General features: G+C 65.4%; 14 protein-coding genes and 1 other RNA gene. 8 read left to right on the forward strand and 7 right to left on the reverse strand.

The features are described from left to right. The first annotated feature begins 5 nt into the window (after positions 1 to 5). The gene (locus tag ACKI1H_RS06475) at positions 6 to 1,529 is read left to right on the forward strand and encodes a malonate--CoA ligase (protein ID WP_138519770.1); all 1,524 of its coding nucleotides are present in this window, start codon (positions 6 to 8) and stop codon (positions 1,527 to 1,529) included. Between the two features lie 217 nt (positions 1,530 to 1,746). Here the strand turns inward: ACKI1H_RS06475 and ACKI1H_RS06480 are convergent, their stop codons facing one another. After that, positions 1,747 to 2,724 (reverse strand): NADPH:quinone oxidoreductase family protein, encoded by a 978-nt coding sequence (locus ACKI1H_RS06480; protein WP_440467945.1) that lies wholly within the window; start codon positions 2,722 to 2,724, stop codon positions 1,747 to 1,749. Between the two features lie 147 nt (positions 2,725 to 2,871). Here ACKI1H_RS06480 and ACKI1H_RS06485 point away from each other — a divergent pair, with 147 nt between their 5' ends. The 4 genes from ACKI1H_RS06485 (at position 2,872) to ACKI1H_RS06500 (ending at position 8,448) form a co-directional block, all read left to right on the forward strand. Then, a complete protein-coding gene (locus ACKI1H_RS06485) occupies positions 2,872 to 3,285 on the forward strand; it encodes a flagellar basal body-associated protein FliL (RefSeq protein ID WP_138519768.1) in 414 nt (137 codons plus the stop codon). 229 nt (positions 3,286 to 3,514) lie between these two features. After that, positions 3,515 to 4,588, forward strand: a complete 1,074-nt coding sequence (locus tag ACKI1H_RS06490) for an HlyD family secretion protein (protein ID WP_440467946.1) — start codon at positions 3,515 to 3,517, stop codon at positions 4,586 to 4,588. Next, positions 4,585 to 7,320, forward strand: coding sequence for a ribosome-associated ATPase/putative transporter RbbA (gene rbbA / locus ACKI1H_RS06495; RefSeq protein ID WP_440467947.1), 2,736 nt, complete (start codon positions 4,585 to 4,587; stop codon positions 7,318 to 7,320). Before ACKI1H_RS06490 ends, rbbA begins: the two co-directional genes overlap by 4 nt. A gap of 3 nt (positions 7,321 to 7,323) precedes the next feature. After that, a complete protein-coding gene (locus ACKI1H_RS06500; RefSeq protein ID WP_440467948.1) occupies positions 7,324 to 8,448 on the forward strand; it encodes an ABC transporter permease in 1,125 nt (374 codons plus the stop codon). 112 nt (positions 8,449 to 8,560) lie between these two features. On the opposite strand, the gene ACKI1H_RS06505 is transcribed toward ACKI1H_RS06500, so the two are convergent. Then, a complete protein-coding gene (locus ACKI1H_RS06505; RefSeq protein WP_440467949.1) occupies positions 8,561 to 10,399 on the reverse strand; it encodes a sensor domain-containing diguanylate cyclase in 1,839 nt (612 codons plus the stop codon). A gap of 44 nt (positions 10,400 to 10,443) precedes the next feature. Further along, positions 10,444 to 10,905 carry an EVE domain-containing protein gene (locus tag ACKI1H_RS06510; protein WP_138519763.1) on the reverse strand — a complete coding sequence of 154 codons (462 nt, stop codon included), beginning with the start codon at positions 10,903 to 10,905 and terminating at the stop codon, positions 10,444 to 10,446. A 311-nt stretch (positions 10,906 to 11,216) separates the two neighbouring features. On the opposite strand from ACKI1H_RS06510, the gene ACKI1H_RS06515 reads away from it, so the two are divergent. Beyond that, positions 11,217 to 11,351 (forward strand): hypothetical protein, encoded by a 135-nt coding sequence (locus tag ACKI1H_RS06515; protein ID WP_128082560.1) that lies wholly within the window; start codon positions 11,217 to 11,219, stop codon positions 11,349 to 11,351. A gap of 36 nt (positions 11,352 to 11,387) precedes the next feature. Here the strand turns inward: ACKI1H_RS06515 and ACKI1H_RS06520 are convergent, their stop codons facing one another. The 4 genes from ACKI1H_RS06520 to ACKI1H_RS06535 form a co-directional block, all read right to left on the reverse strand. Further along, positions 11,388 to 12,017, reverse strand: coding sequence for a 5-formyltetrahydrofolate cyclo-ligase (locus ACKI1H_RS06520; RefSeq protein ID WP_440467950.1), 630 nt, complete (start codon positions 12,015 to 12,017; stop codon positions 11,388 to 11,390). A gap of 9 nt (positions 12,018 to 12,026) precedes the next feature. Continuing rightward, positions 12,027 to 12,205: non-coding RNA, 6S RNA (ssrS, locus tag ACKI1H_RS06525), on the reverse strand. Positions 12,206 to 12,236: 31 nt separating this feature from the next. Next, on the reverse strand, positions 12,237 to 12,566 hold the full coding sequence (locus tag ACKI1H_RS06530) for a cell division protein ZapA (protein ID WP_138519761.1): 330 nt from the start codon (positions 12,564 to 12,566) through the stop codon (positions 12,237 to 12,239). Then, positions 12,563 to 12,772, reverse strand: a complete 210-nt coding sequence (locus tag ACKI1H_RS06535) for a TIGR02449 family protein (RefSeq protein WP_017521390.1) — start codon at positions 12,770 to 12,772, stop codon at positions 12,563 to 12,565. The genes ACKI1H_RS06530 and ACKI1H_RS06535 overlap by 4 nt, the downstream gene beginning before the upstream one ends. A 182-nt stretch (positions 12,773 to 12,954) precedes the next feature. On the opposite strand from ACKI1H_RS06535, the gene ACKI1H_RS06540 reads away from it, so the two are divergent. Further along, on the forward strand, positions 12,955 to 13,509 hold the full coding sequence (locus ACKI1H_RS06540; RefSeq protein ID WP_138519760.1) for a UPF0149 family protein: 555 nt from the start codon (positions 12,955 to 12,957) through the stop codon (positions 13,507 to 13,509). Between the two features lie 8 nt (positions 13,510 to 13,517). Continuing rightward, positions 13,518 to 14,852: a Xaa-Pro aminopeptidase gene (gene pepP / locus ACKI1H_RS06545; protein WP_440467951.1), complete on the forward strand. Its 1,335-nt coding sequence runs from the start codon at positions 13,518 to 13,520 to the stop codon at positions 14,850 to 14,852.

The following is a 14,852-nucleotide window of genomic DNA, read 5'->3' on the forward strand; positions in this document are numbered from 1 at the left end:
TCACCATGAACCAGAGCCTTTTCGCCGAAGTCGGCAAACACCTGCCCAGCGACCTGTCCAAGCCTTTCATCCGCACGCCCCTGGGGGGTGGCTACAGCTACGCCGACATGCTGCGCAGCACCTCGCAATTTGCCCATGCCCTGGTGGAACTCGGCGTGCAGCCGGGCGACCGGGTTGCCGTGCAGGTCGACAAAAGCCCCGAGACGGTCATGCTCTACCTCGCCGTGCTGCGCGCCGGCGCGGTCTATCTGCCGCTCAACAGTGGCTACACCGGTGACGAGCTGCGCTACTTCCTCGACGACGCCGAGCCTTCGCTGTTTGTCTGCGCCCCGGCCTTCGAGGCCCAGGCCCGTGAGCTGGCGAAAGTCAGCGGCGTGGCCCACGTGGAGACCCTGGGCGACGCCGGTGACGGTTCGCTGATGGATCGGGTGCACGGCAAGCCGGGGCGCTTCGCCGATGTCGAGCGTGCCGCTTCCGATCTCGCCGCGATCCTCTACACCTCCGGCACCACCGGGCGCTCCAAGGGCGCGATGATCAGCCACGGCAACCTGGTGTCCAACGCCCGCGCGCTGGTGGGCGCCTGGCAGATCACCAGCGAGGACTGGTTGCTTCACGCGCTGCCGATCTTCCACATCCATGGTCTGTTCGTGGCTTGCAACAGCCTGCTGATGGCGGGCGGCTCGATGCTCTTCCTGAGCAAGTTCGACGTTGCGCAGATGCTCCGCCTGCTGCCCCAGGTGAACCTGCTGATGGGCGTGCCGACCTTCTACACCCGCCTGCTCGATCAACCCGGCCTGAGCCGTGAGGCGGTAGCGCACATGCGCCTGTTCATCTCCGGCTCCGCGCCGCTCACCGCCGAGACCCACAAGGCGTTCTCCGAGCGCACCGGCATGGCCATCCTCGAGCGCTACGGAATGACCGAGACCGGCATGAACACCTCCAACCCGCTGGACGGCGAACGTATCGCCGGCACCGTCGGCTTCCCGCTGCCGGGCGTCGAGCTGCGCATCACCGACCCGGCCCAGGCCGAGCCGACGCTGCTGCCGCAGGGCGAGCCGGGGATGATCGAAGTGCGCGGGCCGAACGTGTTCCAGGGTTACTGGCGGATGCCGGAAAAGACCGCCGAGGAACTGCGCGCGGACGGCTACTTCATGACCGGCGACATCGGCTTCGTCGACGACCGTGGCTATGTGCAGATCGTCGGCCGCAACAAGGACATGATCATCAGTGGCGGCTTCAACGTGTACCCCAAGGAGCTGGAGGAGATCCTCGACACCCTGCCGGGCGTGGTCGAGTCGGCGGTGATCGGCGTGCCGCATCCGGACTTCGGCGAGGGCGTCACTGCCGTGCTGGTGGCCGGCAAGGATCAGGCTCCGACCGAGGCGCAGGTGCTTGCCGCACTGGACGGCAAGCTGGCGCGTTTCAAGCAGCCCAAGCGCGTGATGGTGGTCGACGCGCTGCCGCGCAACGTGATGGGCAAGGTGCAGAAGAACGTGCTGCGCGAGCAGTTCAAGGCGCTGTATTCCTGAGCCCGGCCTGGCGCTGTTCGCGAGCAAGCTCGCTCCTACAGGTATGGGCCGGCTCCCGAGCGCTTTTCGTAGGAGCGAGCTTGCTCGCGAATCGCTCAGCGCCAGATTCCCCTGTAGGAACGACGAAATGAAAAAGCCCCGCTGATGCGGGGCTTTTTCATTCGTAGGAGCGGAGCTTCTCCGCGAAACGCGGATGAAATCCGCGCTCACGAACTCGTCAACGAACCGTCACCACCACCTTGCCCACCGCCTTGCGCTGGCCCAGGTGATTGATCGCGTCGGCGGCCTGCTCCAGCGGATAGGTCTGCGACACCAGCGGCTTGATCTTGCCCTCGGCGAACCAGGCGAACAGCTGCTGGAAGTTCGCCGCGTTGTCCTGCGGCTGGCGCTGGGCGAAGGAGCCCCAGAACACGCCGACCAGCGAGGCGCCCTTGAGCAGGGTGAGGTTGGCCGGCAGCGACGGGATGGTGCCGCTGGCGAAGCCGACCACCAGCATGCGGCCGTTCCAGGCGATGGAGCGGAAGGCTTCCTCGAAAAGATCACCACCTACCGGATCGTAGATCACATCCACGCCCTGGCCGCCGGTGATTTCCTTGAGCTTGTCCTTCAGGCTGCCTTCGCTGTAGTTGATCAGCACGTCGGCGCCGGCGGCCTTGGCCACCTCCAGCTTGGCTTCGCTGCTGGCGGCGGCGATGACCTTCGCCCCCATGGCCTTGCCGATTTCGACGGCGGCCAGGCCCACGCCGCCGGAGGCGCCGAGCACCAGCAGGGTCTCGCCCGGCTGCAGGTTGGCGCGCTGCTTGAGCGCGTGCATCGAGGTGCCGTAGGTCATGCCGAAGGCGGCGGCGCTGGCGAAGTCCATGCCATCGGGGATCGGCATCACGCTGTAGCCGGGCACCGCCACTTCCTCGGCGAAGCTGCCCCAGCCGGTCAGCGCCATCACGCGGTCACCGGGTTTCACGTGACTGACTTTTTCACCCACGGCGCCGACCACGCCGGCGGCCTCGCCACCCGGAGAGAACGGGAAGGGCGGCTTGAACTGGTACTTGCCCTCGATGATCAGGGTGTCGGGGAAGTTCACCCCGGCGGCATGTACCTGCAGCAGGACTTCGTTCTTCTTCGGCTCGGGGCTGGCGACCTCTTCCAGCACCAGGGTTTCGGCGGGGCCGAAGGCTTTGCACAGCACGGCTTTCATGGGGAGTACTCCTCTCTGGGTATCGGCGCAGTGTAGGAGCGTGAGGCGGGAGGGCAAATCACCATGGCCTGGGCTTATGCCCCGATATAGCTTGGGCGGCGGCGCGAGTGTGGCTATCCTTTGCCCATCGAATTCGGAGACATCGCCTTGAGAGCTTTCCTTGCCCTGTTGCTGGCCTTTTCCTTCAGTACCTTCGTCATGGCTTCCGAATCCGAAGAAGCCAAGCCGGAAGACGCCAACAAGCCTGTATTCGTCGACCTTACTCCCGCGCTGGTGGGCAACTACGGCAGCGGCCCGCGCCTGAAGTACTTCAAGGCAGACATCGCCCTGAAGGTTACTGGCAAGGAGGCCTCCGAGAAGGTCGAGCACCACGAACCGCTGATTCGCAACCAACTGGTGATGCTCTTCGCCCAGCAGACCGACGACTCCCTCGGCAGCGTCGACGGCAAGGAGAAGCTGCGCCAGGAAGCCCTCAAGCAGGTGCAGACGGCCCTCCAGCAGGAAGAGGGCAAACCGCTGGTGGACGACCTGCTGTTCAACAACCTGATCGTCCAGCCCTGAGCCCATCCGGCGTCGGCTGCATGAGCGCGACTCATCTGCGCACGGCAGTCGCTCCTCTTTCCCGGCTGCGGCCACTCGCCGCAATGCCGGGCTGAAAGTCCCGTCTCGCAAGGCGCGTAGGAAATTTCCTGCGCACGCCTGACCTGAATCAAACCCCATTCGCTGCCGGTCGCCGAATATCCCCTCATGATTCGCTCGAATTCGAGCGCCTGGACAAGAGGATATTCGGATGACAGGAAACGCAAAAAGCTGGCGCACCCGCGGACTCTTCGTGGTCGTCGCGGCCGTGCTCGCCGCGCTGGCCTGGCAGACGTTCAAGCCGACCGGCATGGGCGAAGGCTTCGCCAGTGGCAACGGGCGCATCGAGGCCACCGAGGTCGACGTCGCCACCAAACTGGCGGGCCGCGTGGCGGAAATCCTGGTGGACGAGGGCGACTTCGTCACTGCCGGCCAGGTCGTCGCGCGGATGGATACCCAGGTGCTCAAGGCTCAGCTGGCACAGGCCGAGGCCGAAGTGCGGCGGGCGCAGAATGCCAAGCTGACTGCCGAGTCGCTGGTTGCCCAGCGCCATAGCGAGAAGGCCACCGCCGAGGCCATGGTCGCCCAGCGTCAGGCCGAGTTGACCGCCGCCCAGAAACGCTTCACCCGTACCGAACAACTGGTGAAGCGCAACGCCTTGCCACAGCAACAGCTCGACGACGACCGCGCCGCGCTGCAGAGCGCCCAGGCAGCACTGGCTGCGTCGCGCTCGCAGGTCATCTCGGCGCAGGCCAGCATCGCTGCCGCCAGCTCCCAGGTGATCGAGGCGCAGTCGGCCATCGAGGCGGCCACCGCCAGCACCGTGCGCCTGCAGGCAGACATCGACGACAGCGACCTCAAGGCCCCGCGCAACGGTCGCGTGCAGTACCGCGTGGCGCAGCCGGGCGAAGTGCTTTCCGCCGGCGGCAAGCTGCTCAACATGGTCGACCTGGCCGACGTCTACATGACCTTCTTCCTGCCCTCGGGCCAGGCCGGCAAGGTCGAACTGGGCCAGGAAGTGCACCTGGTGATCGATGCCGTGCCCGAGTATGTGATCCCGGCCAAGGTGTCCTACGTCGCCAGTGTCGCGCAGTTCACGCCCAAGACTGTGGAGACTGCCAACGAGCGCGAGAAGCTGATGTTCCGCGTCAAGGCGCGCCTCGATCCGGGCCTGCTGGAGAAATACATCACCTACGTGAAGACCGGCGTGCCGGGCATGGCCTATATGCGCCTCGACCCGCAGGTGGAATGGCCGGCTGACCTGCAGATCAAGGTCCCGCAATGAACGCCGCCGACTGCGTGGCCCGTCTGGCTGGCGTCTCGCTGCGCTACGGCGAGCCCCGCGCAGTGGACGACGTCAGCCTGGAGATCCCGGCCAACCGCATGGTCGGCCTGATCGGTCCGGACGGCGTTGGCAAGTCCAGCCTGCTGGCGCTGCTGGCCGGCGCGCGGAAGATGCAGGAGGGTGAAATCCAGGTGCTGGGCGGCGACATGCGCGACGTGCGCCACCGCCGCGCTGTGTGCCCGCGTATCGCCTACATGCCCCAGGGGCTGGGCAAGAACCTCTACCCGACGCTCTCGGTGTTCGAGAACGTCGATTTCTTCGGCCGCCTGTTTGGCCACGACAAGGCCGAGCGCGAGCGGCGCATCGCCGACCTGCTGCACAGCACAGGGTTGGCGCCCTTCGCCGAGCGCCCGGCGGGCAAGCTTTCCGGTGGCATGAAGCAGAAGCTCGGACTGTGCTGCGCGCTGATCCATGATCCTGACCTGCTGATCCTCGACGAGCCCACCACCGGCGTCGATCCGCTCTCGCGCAACCAGTTCTGGGAGCTGATCGGACGCATCCGCGCCGGCCGCGAGGGCATGAGCGTGCTGGTGGCCACGGCCTACATGGAAGAGGCCGAGCGTTTCGACTGGCTGGTGGCGATGGACGAGGGCAAGGTGCTCGCCACTGGCACGCCGGCCGAGTTGCGCGAACAGACGGCGACGCCGAACCTCGAAGAGGCTTTCATCGCGCTGCTGCCCGAGGCCAAGCGCGCCGGGCACCACAAGCTGGTCATTCCACCCCGTCCGCAGCATGACGGCGCGCCGCAGATCGCCATCGAGGCCGAGGGGCTGACCTGCCGTTTCGGTGATTTCGTCGCGGTCGACCACGTCAGCTTCCGCATCGAGCGCGGGGAAATCTTCGGTTTCCTCGGTTCCAACGGCTGTGGCAAGTCCACCACCATGAAGATGCTCACCGGCCTGCTGCCGGCCAGCGAAGGCACTTGCGCACTGTTCGGCCAGCCGGTGAATGCCAACGACATGGAGACGCGCCGGCGCGTGGGTTACATGTCCCAGGCTTTCTCGCTGTACGCCGAGCTGACGGTGCTGCAGAACCTGGAGCTGCACGCGAAACTCTTCCACCTGCCGGCCGAGCAGATTGCCCCGCGCGTGGAGGAAATGCTCAAGCGTTTCGACCTCGGCAAGGTCCGCGACGAACTGCCCGACAGCCTGCCGCTGGGCATCCGCCAGCGTCTGTCGCTGGCCGTGGCGGTGATTCACAAACCGGAAATCCTGATCCTCGACGAGCCCACCTCGGGCGTTGACCCGGTGGCCCGCGACGGTTTCTGGGAGCTGATGGTGGAGCTGTCGCGCAACGACGGCGTGACCATCTTCATCTCCACCCATTTCATGAACGAGGCCGAGCGCTGCGACCGTATCTCGCTGATGCACGCCGGCAAGGTGCTCGACAGCGACACCCCGCAGGGCCTGATCGACAAGCGTGGCTTGCCGACCCTGGAGGCCACCTTCATCGCCTACCTGGAAGAGGCCGCCGGAAGCGCGCCAGTGCCCGACAGCGCGCCCGCAACGCAGGCGCCAGCCGAAGCGACCCGGTACAAGGGCAGTGACCGCTTCAGCTGGCTGCGCCTGTTCAGCTACGCGCGCCGCGAGGCCATGGAGCTGCGCCGCGACCCGATCCGCCTGACCCTGGCTCTGGTGGGCACCGCGCTGCTGATGTTCATCATCGGCTACGGCATCAACATGGACGTCGAAGACCTCACCTACGCGGTACTCGACCGCGACCAGACCACCACCAGCCAGTCCTATGCGCTGAACATCGCCGGCTCGCGCTACTTCATCGAAAAGCCGGTGATCCAGGACCCCGACGACCTGGAGCGGCGCCTGCGCAGTGGCGACATCAGCCTGGCGGTGGAGATCCCGCCGAACTTCGGCCGCGACCTCAAGCGCGGCGCTGATCCCGCCATCGGCGTGTGGATCGACGGCGCCATGCCGACCCGCGCCAATACCGTGCTCGGCTACGTGCAGGGCCTGCACTCCAGCTACCTGGCCGATCTCGCCCGGCAGAGCGGCAGCGCCGCTGCCAGTGCGGCGGCCAGCACCGAGGTGCGCTACCGCTACAACCCGGACGTGGAGAGCCTGAAAGCCATGGTGCCGGCGGTGATTCCGCTGCTGTTGATCATGATCCCGGCGATGCTCACCGCCCTGGGCGTGGTGCGCGAGAAGGAGCTGGGTTCGATCACCAACCTCTACGTCACGCCCGTCACACGCCTGGAGTTCCTGCTCGGCAAGCAGTTGCCCTACATCGGCATGGGCATGGTCAACTTCGTACTGATGCTGGCCATGGCCGTGCTGCTGTTCCAGGTGCCGCTCAAGGGCAGCTTCCTCGCGCTGCTGGTCGGTGCCTTCCTCTACGTGGTGACCAGCACCGGGCTCGGCCTGCTGCTCTCGACCTTCATGAAGAGCCAGATCGCTGCCGTGTTTGGCACCGCCATCGCCACCATGATCCCGGCCATCCAGTTCTCCGGGCTGATCCACCCGGTGTCGTCGCTGGAAGGGGCGGCGGCTTTCATCGGCAAGCTCTACCCGACCTCGCATTTCCTCATCATCAGCCGCGGTGCCTTCTCCAAGGCGCTGGGTTTCCCCGACCTGTGGAGCTACTACCTGCCGCTGCTGGCGATGATCGTGGTGCTGACGCTGCTCAGCGTGGCCTGCCTGAAGAAGCAGGAGGACTGAGCCATGAAAAAGCTGGCGAACATCTTCAACCTCGGCATCAAGGAATTCCGCAGCCTGGGTCGTGATTACGCGATGCTGATCCTGATCGCCTGGGCCTTCACCCTGGGGGTCTACAGCTCGGCCACCGGGGTACCGGAAACCCTGCACCACGCGCCTATCGCCATTGTCGACGAGGACCAGTCACAGCTCTCCACGCGGATCATCAACGCCTTCCAGCCACCCTATTTCCGTGTTCCGCAGATGATCGGCCATGCCGAGATGGACCGTGGCATGGACGTCGGCCTGTACACCTTTACCCTGGACATCCCGCCGGACTTCCAGCGCGACGTGCTGGCCGGACGGCAGCCGGCGATCCAGGTCAACGTCGATGCGACGCAGACCGGCCAGGCTTTCTCCGGCGCCGGCTACATCCAGAACATCGTCGGCACCGAAGTGCGCGAGTTCGTCAGCCGCTACCGCGCCGAAGCGGCGATGCCGGCGGAGCTGGCGGTGCGCATGGAGTTCAACCCGAACCTGACCCAGGCCTGGTTCGGCGCGGTGATGGAGGTGATCAACCAGATCACCATGCTGTCGATCATTCTCACCGGCGCCGCGCTGATCCGCGAGCGCGAGCACGGCACGGTGGAGCACTTGCTGGTGATGCCGCTGACCGCCTTCGAGATCATGATGGCCAAGGTCTGGTCGATGGGTACCGTGGTGCTGGTGGCGGCAGCCATCTCGTTGCAGCTGGTGGTGCGCGGCTGGCTGGATGTGCCGATCAGCGGTTCGGTGGGGTTGTTCCTGCTGGGCGCGGCGCTGCACCTGTTCGCCACCACTTCCATGGGCATCTTCCTCGGCACCGTGGCGCGCTCGATGCCGCAGCTGGGGCTGCTGGTGATCCTCACCCTGATGCCGCTGCAGATTCTCTCCGGCGGCACCACGCCACGCGAGAGCATGCCGGAGCTGGTGCAGAACATCATGCTCGCGGCGCCGACCACGCACTTCGTCAGCCTGGCCCAGGCGATCCTCTATCGCGGTGCGGACCTGTCCATCGTCTGGCCGCAGTTGCTGGCGATCGTCGGGATTGGCGCGGCGTTCTTCGCCGGCGCCTTGTGGCGCTTCCGCCGGACCATCGGGCAGATGGCGTAAGAACGCTCTTCGTAGGACCGAGGGGGACGCCTAGTCCTTGCTCGCGAACGGGTTTACTGATGACTCCGGCGTCTAGCGGGTTCGCGAGCAAGCTCGCTCCTACAAAAGCCCGTCACTCCGCCGGCCACACGCAGGTCTGGTTGCGCCCCTTGTGCTTGGCCGCGTACAGCGCCTGATCGGCCTGGGCGATCAACTGGTCCGGTTCGGCGTCCTGCCCCGGCGTGGCGATGGCCAGGCCGATACTCACCGTCAATCGTCCCAGCTCAGCGGCTGGGTGCGTGATGCCCATCTCGGCCACGCGCTGGTGGACGCGTGCAGCCACATGGCTGGCGCCTTCCAGCCCGGTGTCGGTGAGGATGATGACGAACTCTTCGCCGCCATAGCGGCACGCCACATCACCTTCGCGTTGCAGGCATTCCTGCAGGCAACTGGCGAGGCGCCTCAGCGCGTCGTCGCCGGCCAAGTGGCCGAGGCAGTCGTTGAAGCGCTTGAAGTGGTCGACATCGAGCATCAGTACCGCCAGCGGCGCATCGGCCCGGCGCAGGCGGCGCCATTCGCTCTGCAGCTGGCGGTCGAAGTAGCGGCGGTTGAACAGGCCGGTCAGGCCGTCCTGCTGCGAGAGCTTGTGCAACTGGGCTTCGAGTTGCAGGCGTTCGCTGTTGTCGCGGGCCACGGCGATCAGGTACTCGCGGTCGCCCTGGTGGATCAGCTGGGTGTTGATCTCCGCCGGTTGCAGGCTGCCATCGCGACGCTGCATCTCGCGCTGGAAGATCATCGACAGGTTCAGCCGGTGCGCCTGCTGCACCAGCTGGATCCAGGCGTGGAAGCCGGGGATCAGCCGTTCCGGGTCGTCGCGCAGCAGGTGGCGGAATTCCTCGGCGCTGTAGCCCAGGCCGTTGTAGGTGGCGCGGTTCATGTGCAGCAGCTCGCGCTGTTGCAGGTCGAAGATGAACAGTGCATCGCGGCTGGAGTCGGTGAGATCCAGCGCCAGTTGCAGGCGCTCGCGACTATCACGCAGGTGTGCTTCCACCGACTGGCGTTGCTCCGCTTCCTGGCTGAGCAACTCGTTGCTGGCGCTCAGCGCCGTGGCGCGGCGGGCGTTCTCCCGGGCGAGGAACAGCGCCGCCACCAGCAGCAGGCTGATGGCTACCCCTGAGCCGAGAACCACCATCGGCAACGGCGTGGACAGTGATTGCACCAGCGCCGAGGTGGGGCTGAGCTCCAGTTCGAAGCTGCGATTGTTCAGCAGGCGCAGCGGCACCCGCAGGGTCTGCTCGGCATCGCCGGCGGGCTGCTCGCGCACGTAGATCGGCCTGCCGTGCTCCAGCAGGCGCACGCTGAACAGGTGGTTGTCGGCCTGTTTGAGCAGGTTGTCCATCAGCGGGCCGACGCGGAAAACGCCCTGCATGAAGCCGTCGAAGCGCAGCTGATTGTCCGCATCGCGGATATACACCGGCGTGTAGAGCACGAAGCCGCGTCCACCCTGCACCAGCTCTACGCTGTCACTAAGGCGGGGCTTGCCGCTGTCGCGGGCGGACATCGCCGTGGCGTAGTTGGGGTGCTGCGCAGAAAGCTGGAAATTGAGTGCTGCCTCGTTGCCTTGCAGCGGCTCCAGCCAGCGGATGCGCAAGTCCGGGCCGGACCACTGGATTGACTGGTAGCCAGGGAAGCTGCGCACGTAGAAGCGCGCGTCCAGCTCCCATTCGGCGCGGGGCATGCGGCCATGGTGGGTCCACAGCTGGGCGAGCAGGTCCAGACCCTGGACCTGCTCGTGGAGGTTGGCTTCCAGCTGGTGCGCCAGGCTGCGACCCTGGTAGGTCAGTCGTTCCTGCACGCGCTGCCGTTCGCTGCTTGCCAGCTCCCCACCCAGCCAGGCGCTGGCGAGCAGGAGCACGCAGAGCAGACCGCCAAGCCCAAGGTAGGTAGCTAATGAGGACTGAAGGCGGTGCATGCGGCGAATTCCGGGGGCTTCAGTAACCTAATAGCACAGTGCCTCTACTTGTGCGCCAGGCCGACGACGATCGCCCATTGTTCAGCGGTGACCGGCATGACCGACAGGCGACTGCCCTTCTGCACCAGGGGCAGCTCTTCCAGCCCGGCCTGCGCCTTGAGAGTGCCCAGTGGCAACACCGAGCGGAAGGCTTCGACGAAGCTCACGTCACGGGCCGTCCAGGGGTTCTTCTCATCGCTGGCCTTGGGGTCGTGGTAGTGGCTTTTCGGGTCGAGCGCGGTCGGGTCGGGGTAGGGCTCGCCGTCGATCTGCGCGATGCCGGCGATGCCCGGCTCGGGGCAGCTGGAGTGATAGAAGAAGAACAGGTCGCCCGGTTGCATGCTGCGCATGAAGTTGCGTGCCTGGTAATTGCGCACGCCGTCCCAGCGCGCGGTCTTCAGACGCTGCAGGTCGTGGATCGAGAGTTCGTCGGGCTCGGATTTCATCAGCCAGTAAGCGCGTGCCATCCGCGAGGGTCTCCTTGTGCGTGGCGGTTCGGGATCTTTTTTTGATTAAGGGTAGGTGTTTCCCTGCGACAAGCTGCCGGCTCGCCGGAAACAAATTGTAGGAAGAAGATGTAGGAATACCGGCATGAACATTGCCTGAAAGTGCCGGACGTTTTGGGGACGGCTGCTCCTCCGACGATCGGTTGGCGTCAGAATTGCGAGAAGCTTTTCATTGTCGGAGAATGCCGCCGTTTTTAGCTTGGCCCGCCGGACGGATAAAAAAACCACCGCCGGCCATCGTTGACAGTTTGCCTGGAAGGGGGAGGCAATCGATGAAACGCAAGCCTGATCTTTTGTGGGTGTTGGTAATACTTTTCGGTCTGGGTGTCGTCACTACCGGTTACACCCAGAGCCTGTGGGAACAACGCCAGGGCAACGCCCCGGTGCAGGTCACCCAGCAGCCCTGATCCAGCCATCTGGCATCAGCGCTGCCATCGCCACGGTTATCGCAAGGAACGCGATTCCGTCGCGAGACGGCCATACCAGCCGCCGTCCGTCACAATGCCCGTCAGCGGCACATCCCAGCTCGCCAGCTCCAGCTTGTCGACCTTCTGGCACTCGTGCGCCAGGCCCAATAGTGTCGGTTTCTGCCAATTTTTGCGCATGCCCAGGTAGGCCAGGGTCCGGTCGTAGAACCCCTTGCCCATCCCCAGGCGGCCGCCTTGTGGATCAAAACCGACCAGCGGCAACAGCAGCAGGTCCAGCGCCCAGGGCGGGCGCTGGCACCGGCGGTCGGCCTGCGGTTCGGCGATGTTGAAGCGATTGCGTACCCAGCGCTCGCCGATGCCCACCTGCTGGAAGGTCATGTGCGTGCGCGGCCAGTCCGAGAGCACCGGCAGGTAAGTCGCCTTGCCGCGCTTCTGCGCAGCCTTCATCAACGGGCGCGGGTCGATTTCGCCGTCAGCCGGCAGATACAGGGCGATGTGCTTCGCCCGGCGGAACAGCGGATGCTGCGCGAGCTGGCGATACAGGGCCTGGGCGGCGAGGCGTTGCTGAAGGGGAGTGAGTGCGCGTCTGGCCTGGCGCAACTGGCGGCGCAGGGCAGGGCGGGAAAGGCCATCGGAGTGGATCATGAAAGGGTAAAGCTCCCCGGACATGCCGCTGTCGGGTTAGCCCTTGAACCCGAGAGTTCAAGGTGGTGGTTGCAGTAGGCTTTAAGGCTTTCCGTCGTGCGGACATGCACACCAGCCCAACTGGCAACCCCCGTTGTTGCAATTATCGGCTCAGGGACATCACCGACTGGCAAACACACCAGGGAGCGAGGCGATTATACCCCAAGGAAATTTCCCTGGTCAGACTTCACCCTGTTCCTTATCGGTGGTAAGGGTGTCGGTTGTCAGGGCGCGATCCACACGCTCGAGCAGTTCGCGCACGCGTTCGCGGGTGGAGCTGCTGTCGTGCTCCACACGCTCCTGCTTGTGCAACAGGTCGTGGGTGATGTTCAGGGCGGCCATCACCGCGACGCGGTCGGCACCGATCACTTTGCCGCTGGAACGGATCTCGCGCATCTTGCTGTCCAGGTAGCGCGCGGCGCTTTCCAGGTTGACGCGCTCGTCCGGAGGGCAGGCGATGCAGTACTCCTTGTCGAGGATTTGGACGTTCAGGGTGTTCGACTGGCTCATGAGTCCTGCTCCAGGGCTTTAAGACGCAAAATCATCGCTTCGACCTTCTGCCGAGCCAAATCGTTCTTCTCGATCAGATGGGCGCGTTCTTCCCGCCAGCTTTTCTCGTTCGCCCGCAGCAGCCGGTTCTCGGCCTTGAGCTGCTCCAGGCGCTGGAGCAGGAGGTCGAACTTTGCGATCAGCGCGTGCAGGTCGGCGTCTTCCATGGGCTCTCGCTTGGGAGTTGCTTAAGTAATCGAGAACTATATAGGACTGCCGTGGGGGTGGGTCAACGCACGGCTGCCCGACGCGTCGTCACATGGTCTTGCGGTGTGCGCCGGTGCTAGGATAACGGACCATATTCTATGCGTGGCGCCTGATGGCGCCTAGCCGTCACCCGGGTTCGATCATGTCCACTTCCAGCTCCGCCTACACCGCTTTCGCCGCCCTGCTCTCCGAGGCTGCCCTGCCCATTTCCCCCGCCGAACTGCACGGCCATCTGCTCGGCCGCGTCTGCGCCGGTTCCGGCTTCGACCAGGGCGAATGGCTGCAGGCCGCCGGTGAACTGCTCGGTGGCGAGCCGGGCGAGCGCCTGGGTGCGGCACTGAGTGGCCTGCTGGGCATGGTCCAGCAGGACTTCAGCCAGGGCGAGATGGCCGTGGTGCTGATGCTGCCCAACGACGATGAGCCGCTGCTGGAGCGCGCCACCGCCCTGGGGCAATGGTGCCAGGGTTTCCTCGCCGGCTTCGGCCTGGCGCTGCGTTCCCCCAGCCTGTCGGACGAAGCCGACGAAGTGCTGCAGGACATCGCCGCCATCGCCCAGGTCGGTGGCCAGCTGGAAGAATCCGAAGACGGCGAGGCCGACTACATGGAAGTGCAGGAATACCTGCGCGTCGCCCCGCTGCTGCTGTTCTCCGAGTTCGGCAAGGTGCCGGCACCGGCCGAGAAACCCTCCCTGCATTGAGGTCGCGCATGATCCGTATCGCCAAGTCGGAATACGCCCGTCGTCGCAAGGCGCTGATGGCGCAGATGGAACCCAACAGCATCGCCATTCTCCCGGCGGCGCCGATGTACATCCGCAACCGCGACGTCGAGCACGTCTATCGCCAGGACAGCGACTTCCAGTACCTCACCGGCTTCCCCGAGCCGGAAGCGGTGATGGCGCTGATCCCCGGCCGCGAGCACGGTGAGTACGTGCTGTTCTGCCGAGAGCGCGATCCGGAGCGTGAGCTCTGGGACGGCCTGCGCGCCGGCCAGGACGGTGCCATCGGCACCTTCGGCGCCGACGACGCCTTCCCCATCGGCGATATCGACGACATCCTGCCGGGGTTGATCGAAGGCCGCGACCGCGTGTACTACGCACTCGGATCGAATCAGGAATTCGACCGTCGTCTGATGGACTGGATCAATGTGATCCGTTCCAAGGCGCGTCAGGGAGCGCAGCCGCCGAACGAGTTCGTGGCCCTTGACCACCTGCTGCATGACCAGCGCCTGTACAAGAGCGCCGGCGAGGTGAAGGTGATGCGCTACGCCGCGGAAGTTTCCGCCGGCGCGCACATCCGCGCCATGCAGGCTTGCCGTCCGGGCCTCTACGAGTTCCACCTGGAAGCCGAACTGGAATACGCCTTCCGCCTGGGCGGGGCGAAGATGCCGGCCTATGGCTCTATCGTTGCCACTGGCCGCAATGCCTGCATCCTGCACTACCGGGAGAACGACGCGCCGATCAAGGACGGCGACCTGATCCTGATCGACGCCGGCTGCGAGATCGACTGCTACGCCAGCGACATCACCCGTACCTTCCCTGCCAGCGGCACCTTCAGCCCCGAGCAGAAGGCCATCTACCAGCTGGTGCTGGACGCCAACATGGCGGCCTTCGACTACATCGCTCCGGGCCGCCACTGGAACGAAGCCCACGAGGCCACCGTGCGGGTCATCACCGCCGGTCTGGTGGAGCTGGGCCTGCTCAAGGGCGACGTCGACGAGCTGATCGAGCGCGAAGCCTACAAGGCCTTCTACATGCACCGTGCCGGCCACTGGCTGGGCATGGACGTGCACGATGTCGGCGAGTACCGCGTGGGCGGCGAGTGGCGCGTGCTCGAGCCGGGCATGGCGATGACCGTCGAGCCGGGCATCTACATCTCCCCGGACAACACCGATGTGCCGAAGAAGTGGCGCGGCATTGGCGTACGCATCGAGGACGATGTCGTGGTGACCAAGACCGGTTGCGAGGTGCTGACCAACGGTGTGCCGAAGACCGTCGCCGAGATCGAAGCGCTGATGGCCGAGGCCAAGGCCCAGGCCGCCTGA

Origin of the sequence: Pseudomonas sp. YH-1 (genome assembly GCF_051990045.1) — a bacterium.
Taxonomy (GTDB): Bacteria; Pseudomonadota; Gammaproteobacteria; order Pseudomonadales; family Pseudomonadaceae; genus Pseudomonas; species Pseudomonas nicosulfuronedens.

Excerpts from the sequence above, each read along its gene's own strand:
- ACKI1H_RS06540 (WP_138519760.1), top strand. The coding sequence starts at position 12,955 with ATGTCCACTTCCAGCTCCGCCTACACCGCTTTCGCCGCCCTGCTCTCC.
- ACKI1H_RS06535 (WP_017521390.1), bottom strand. The coding sequence starts at position 12,772 with ATGGAAGACGCCGACCTGCACGCGCTGATCGCAAAGTTCGACCTCCTG.
- pepP (WP_440467951.1), top strand. The coding sequence starts at position 13,518 with ATGATCCGTATCGCCAAGTCGGAATACGCCCGTCGTCGCAAGGCGCTG.
- ACKI1H_RS06480 (WP_440467945.1), bottom strand. The coding sequence starts at position 2,724 with ATGAAAGCCGTGCTGTGCAAAGCCTTCGGCCCCGCCGAAACCCTGGTG.
- ACKI1H_RS06500 (WP_440467948.1), top strand. The coding sequence starts at position 7,324 with ATGAAAAAGCTGGCGAACATCTTCAACCTCGGCATCAAGGAATTCCGC.
- ACKI1H_RS06490 (WP_440467946.1), top strand. The coding sequence starts at position 3,515 with ATGACAGGAAACGCAAAAAGCTGGCGCACCCGCGGACTCTTCGTGGTC.
- ACKI1H_RS06515 (WP_128082560.1), top strand. The coding sequence starts at position 11,217 with ATGAAACGCAAGCCTGATCTTTTGTGGGTGTTGGTAATACTTTTCGGT.
- ACKI1H_RS06510 (WP_138519763.1), bottom strand. The coding sequence starts at position 10,905 with ATGGCACGCGCTTACTGGCTGATGAAATCCGAGCCCGACGAACTCTCG.
- ACKI1H_RS06505 (WP_440467949.1), bottom strand. The coding sequence starts at position 10,399 with ATGCACCGCCTTCAGTCCTCATTAGCTACCTACCTTGGGCTTGGCGGT.
- ACKI1H_RS06530 (WP_138519761.1), bottom strand. The coding sequence starts at position 12,566 with ATGAGCCAGTCGAACACCCTGAACGTCCAAATCCTCGACAAGGAGTAC.
- ACKI1H_RS06475 (WP_138519770.1), top strand. The coding sequence starts at position 6 with ATGAACCAGAGCCTTTTCGCCGAAGTCGGCAAACACCTGCCCAGCGAC.
- ACKI1H_RS06520 (WP_440467950.1), bottom strand. The coding sequence starts at position 12,017 with ATGATCCACTCCGATGGCCTTTCCCGCCCTGCCCTGCGCCGCCAGTTG.
- rbbA (WP_440467947.1), top strand. The coding sequence starts at position 4,585 with ATGAACGCCGCCGACTGCGTGGCCCGTCTGGCTGGCGTCTCGCTGCGC.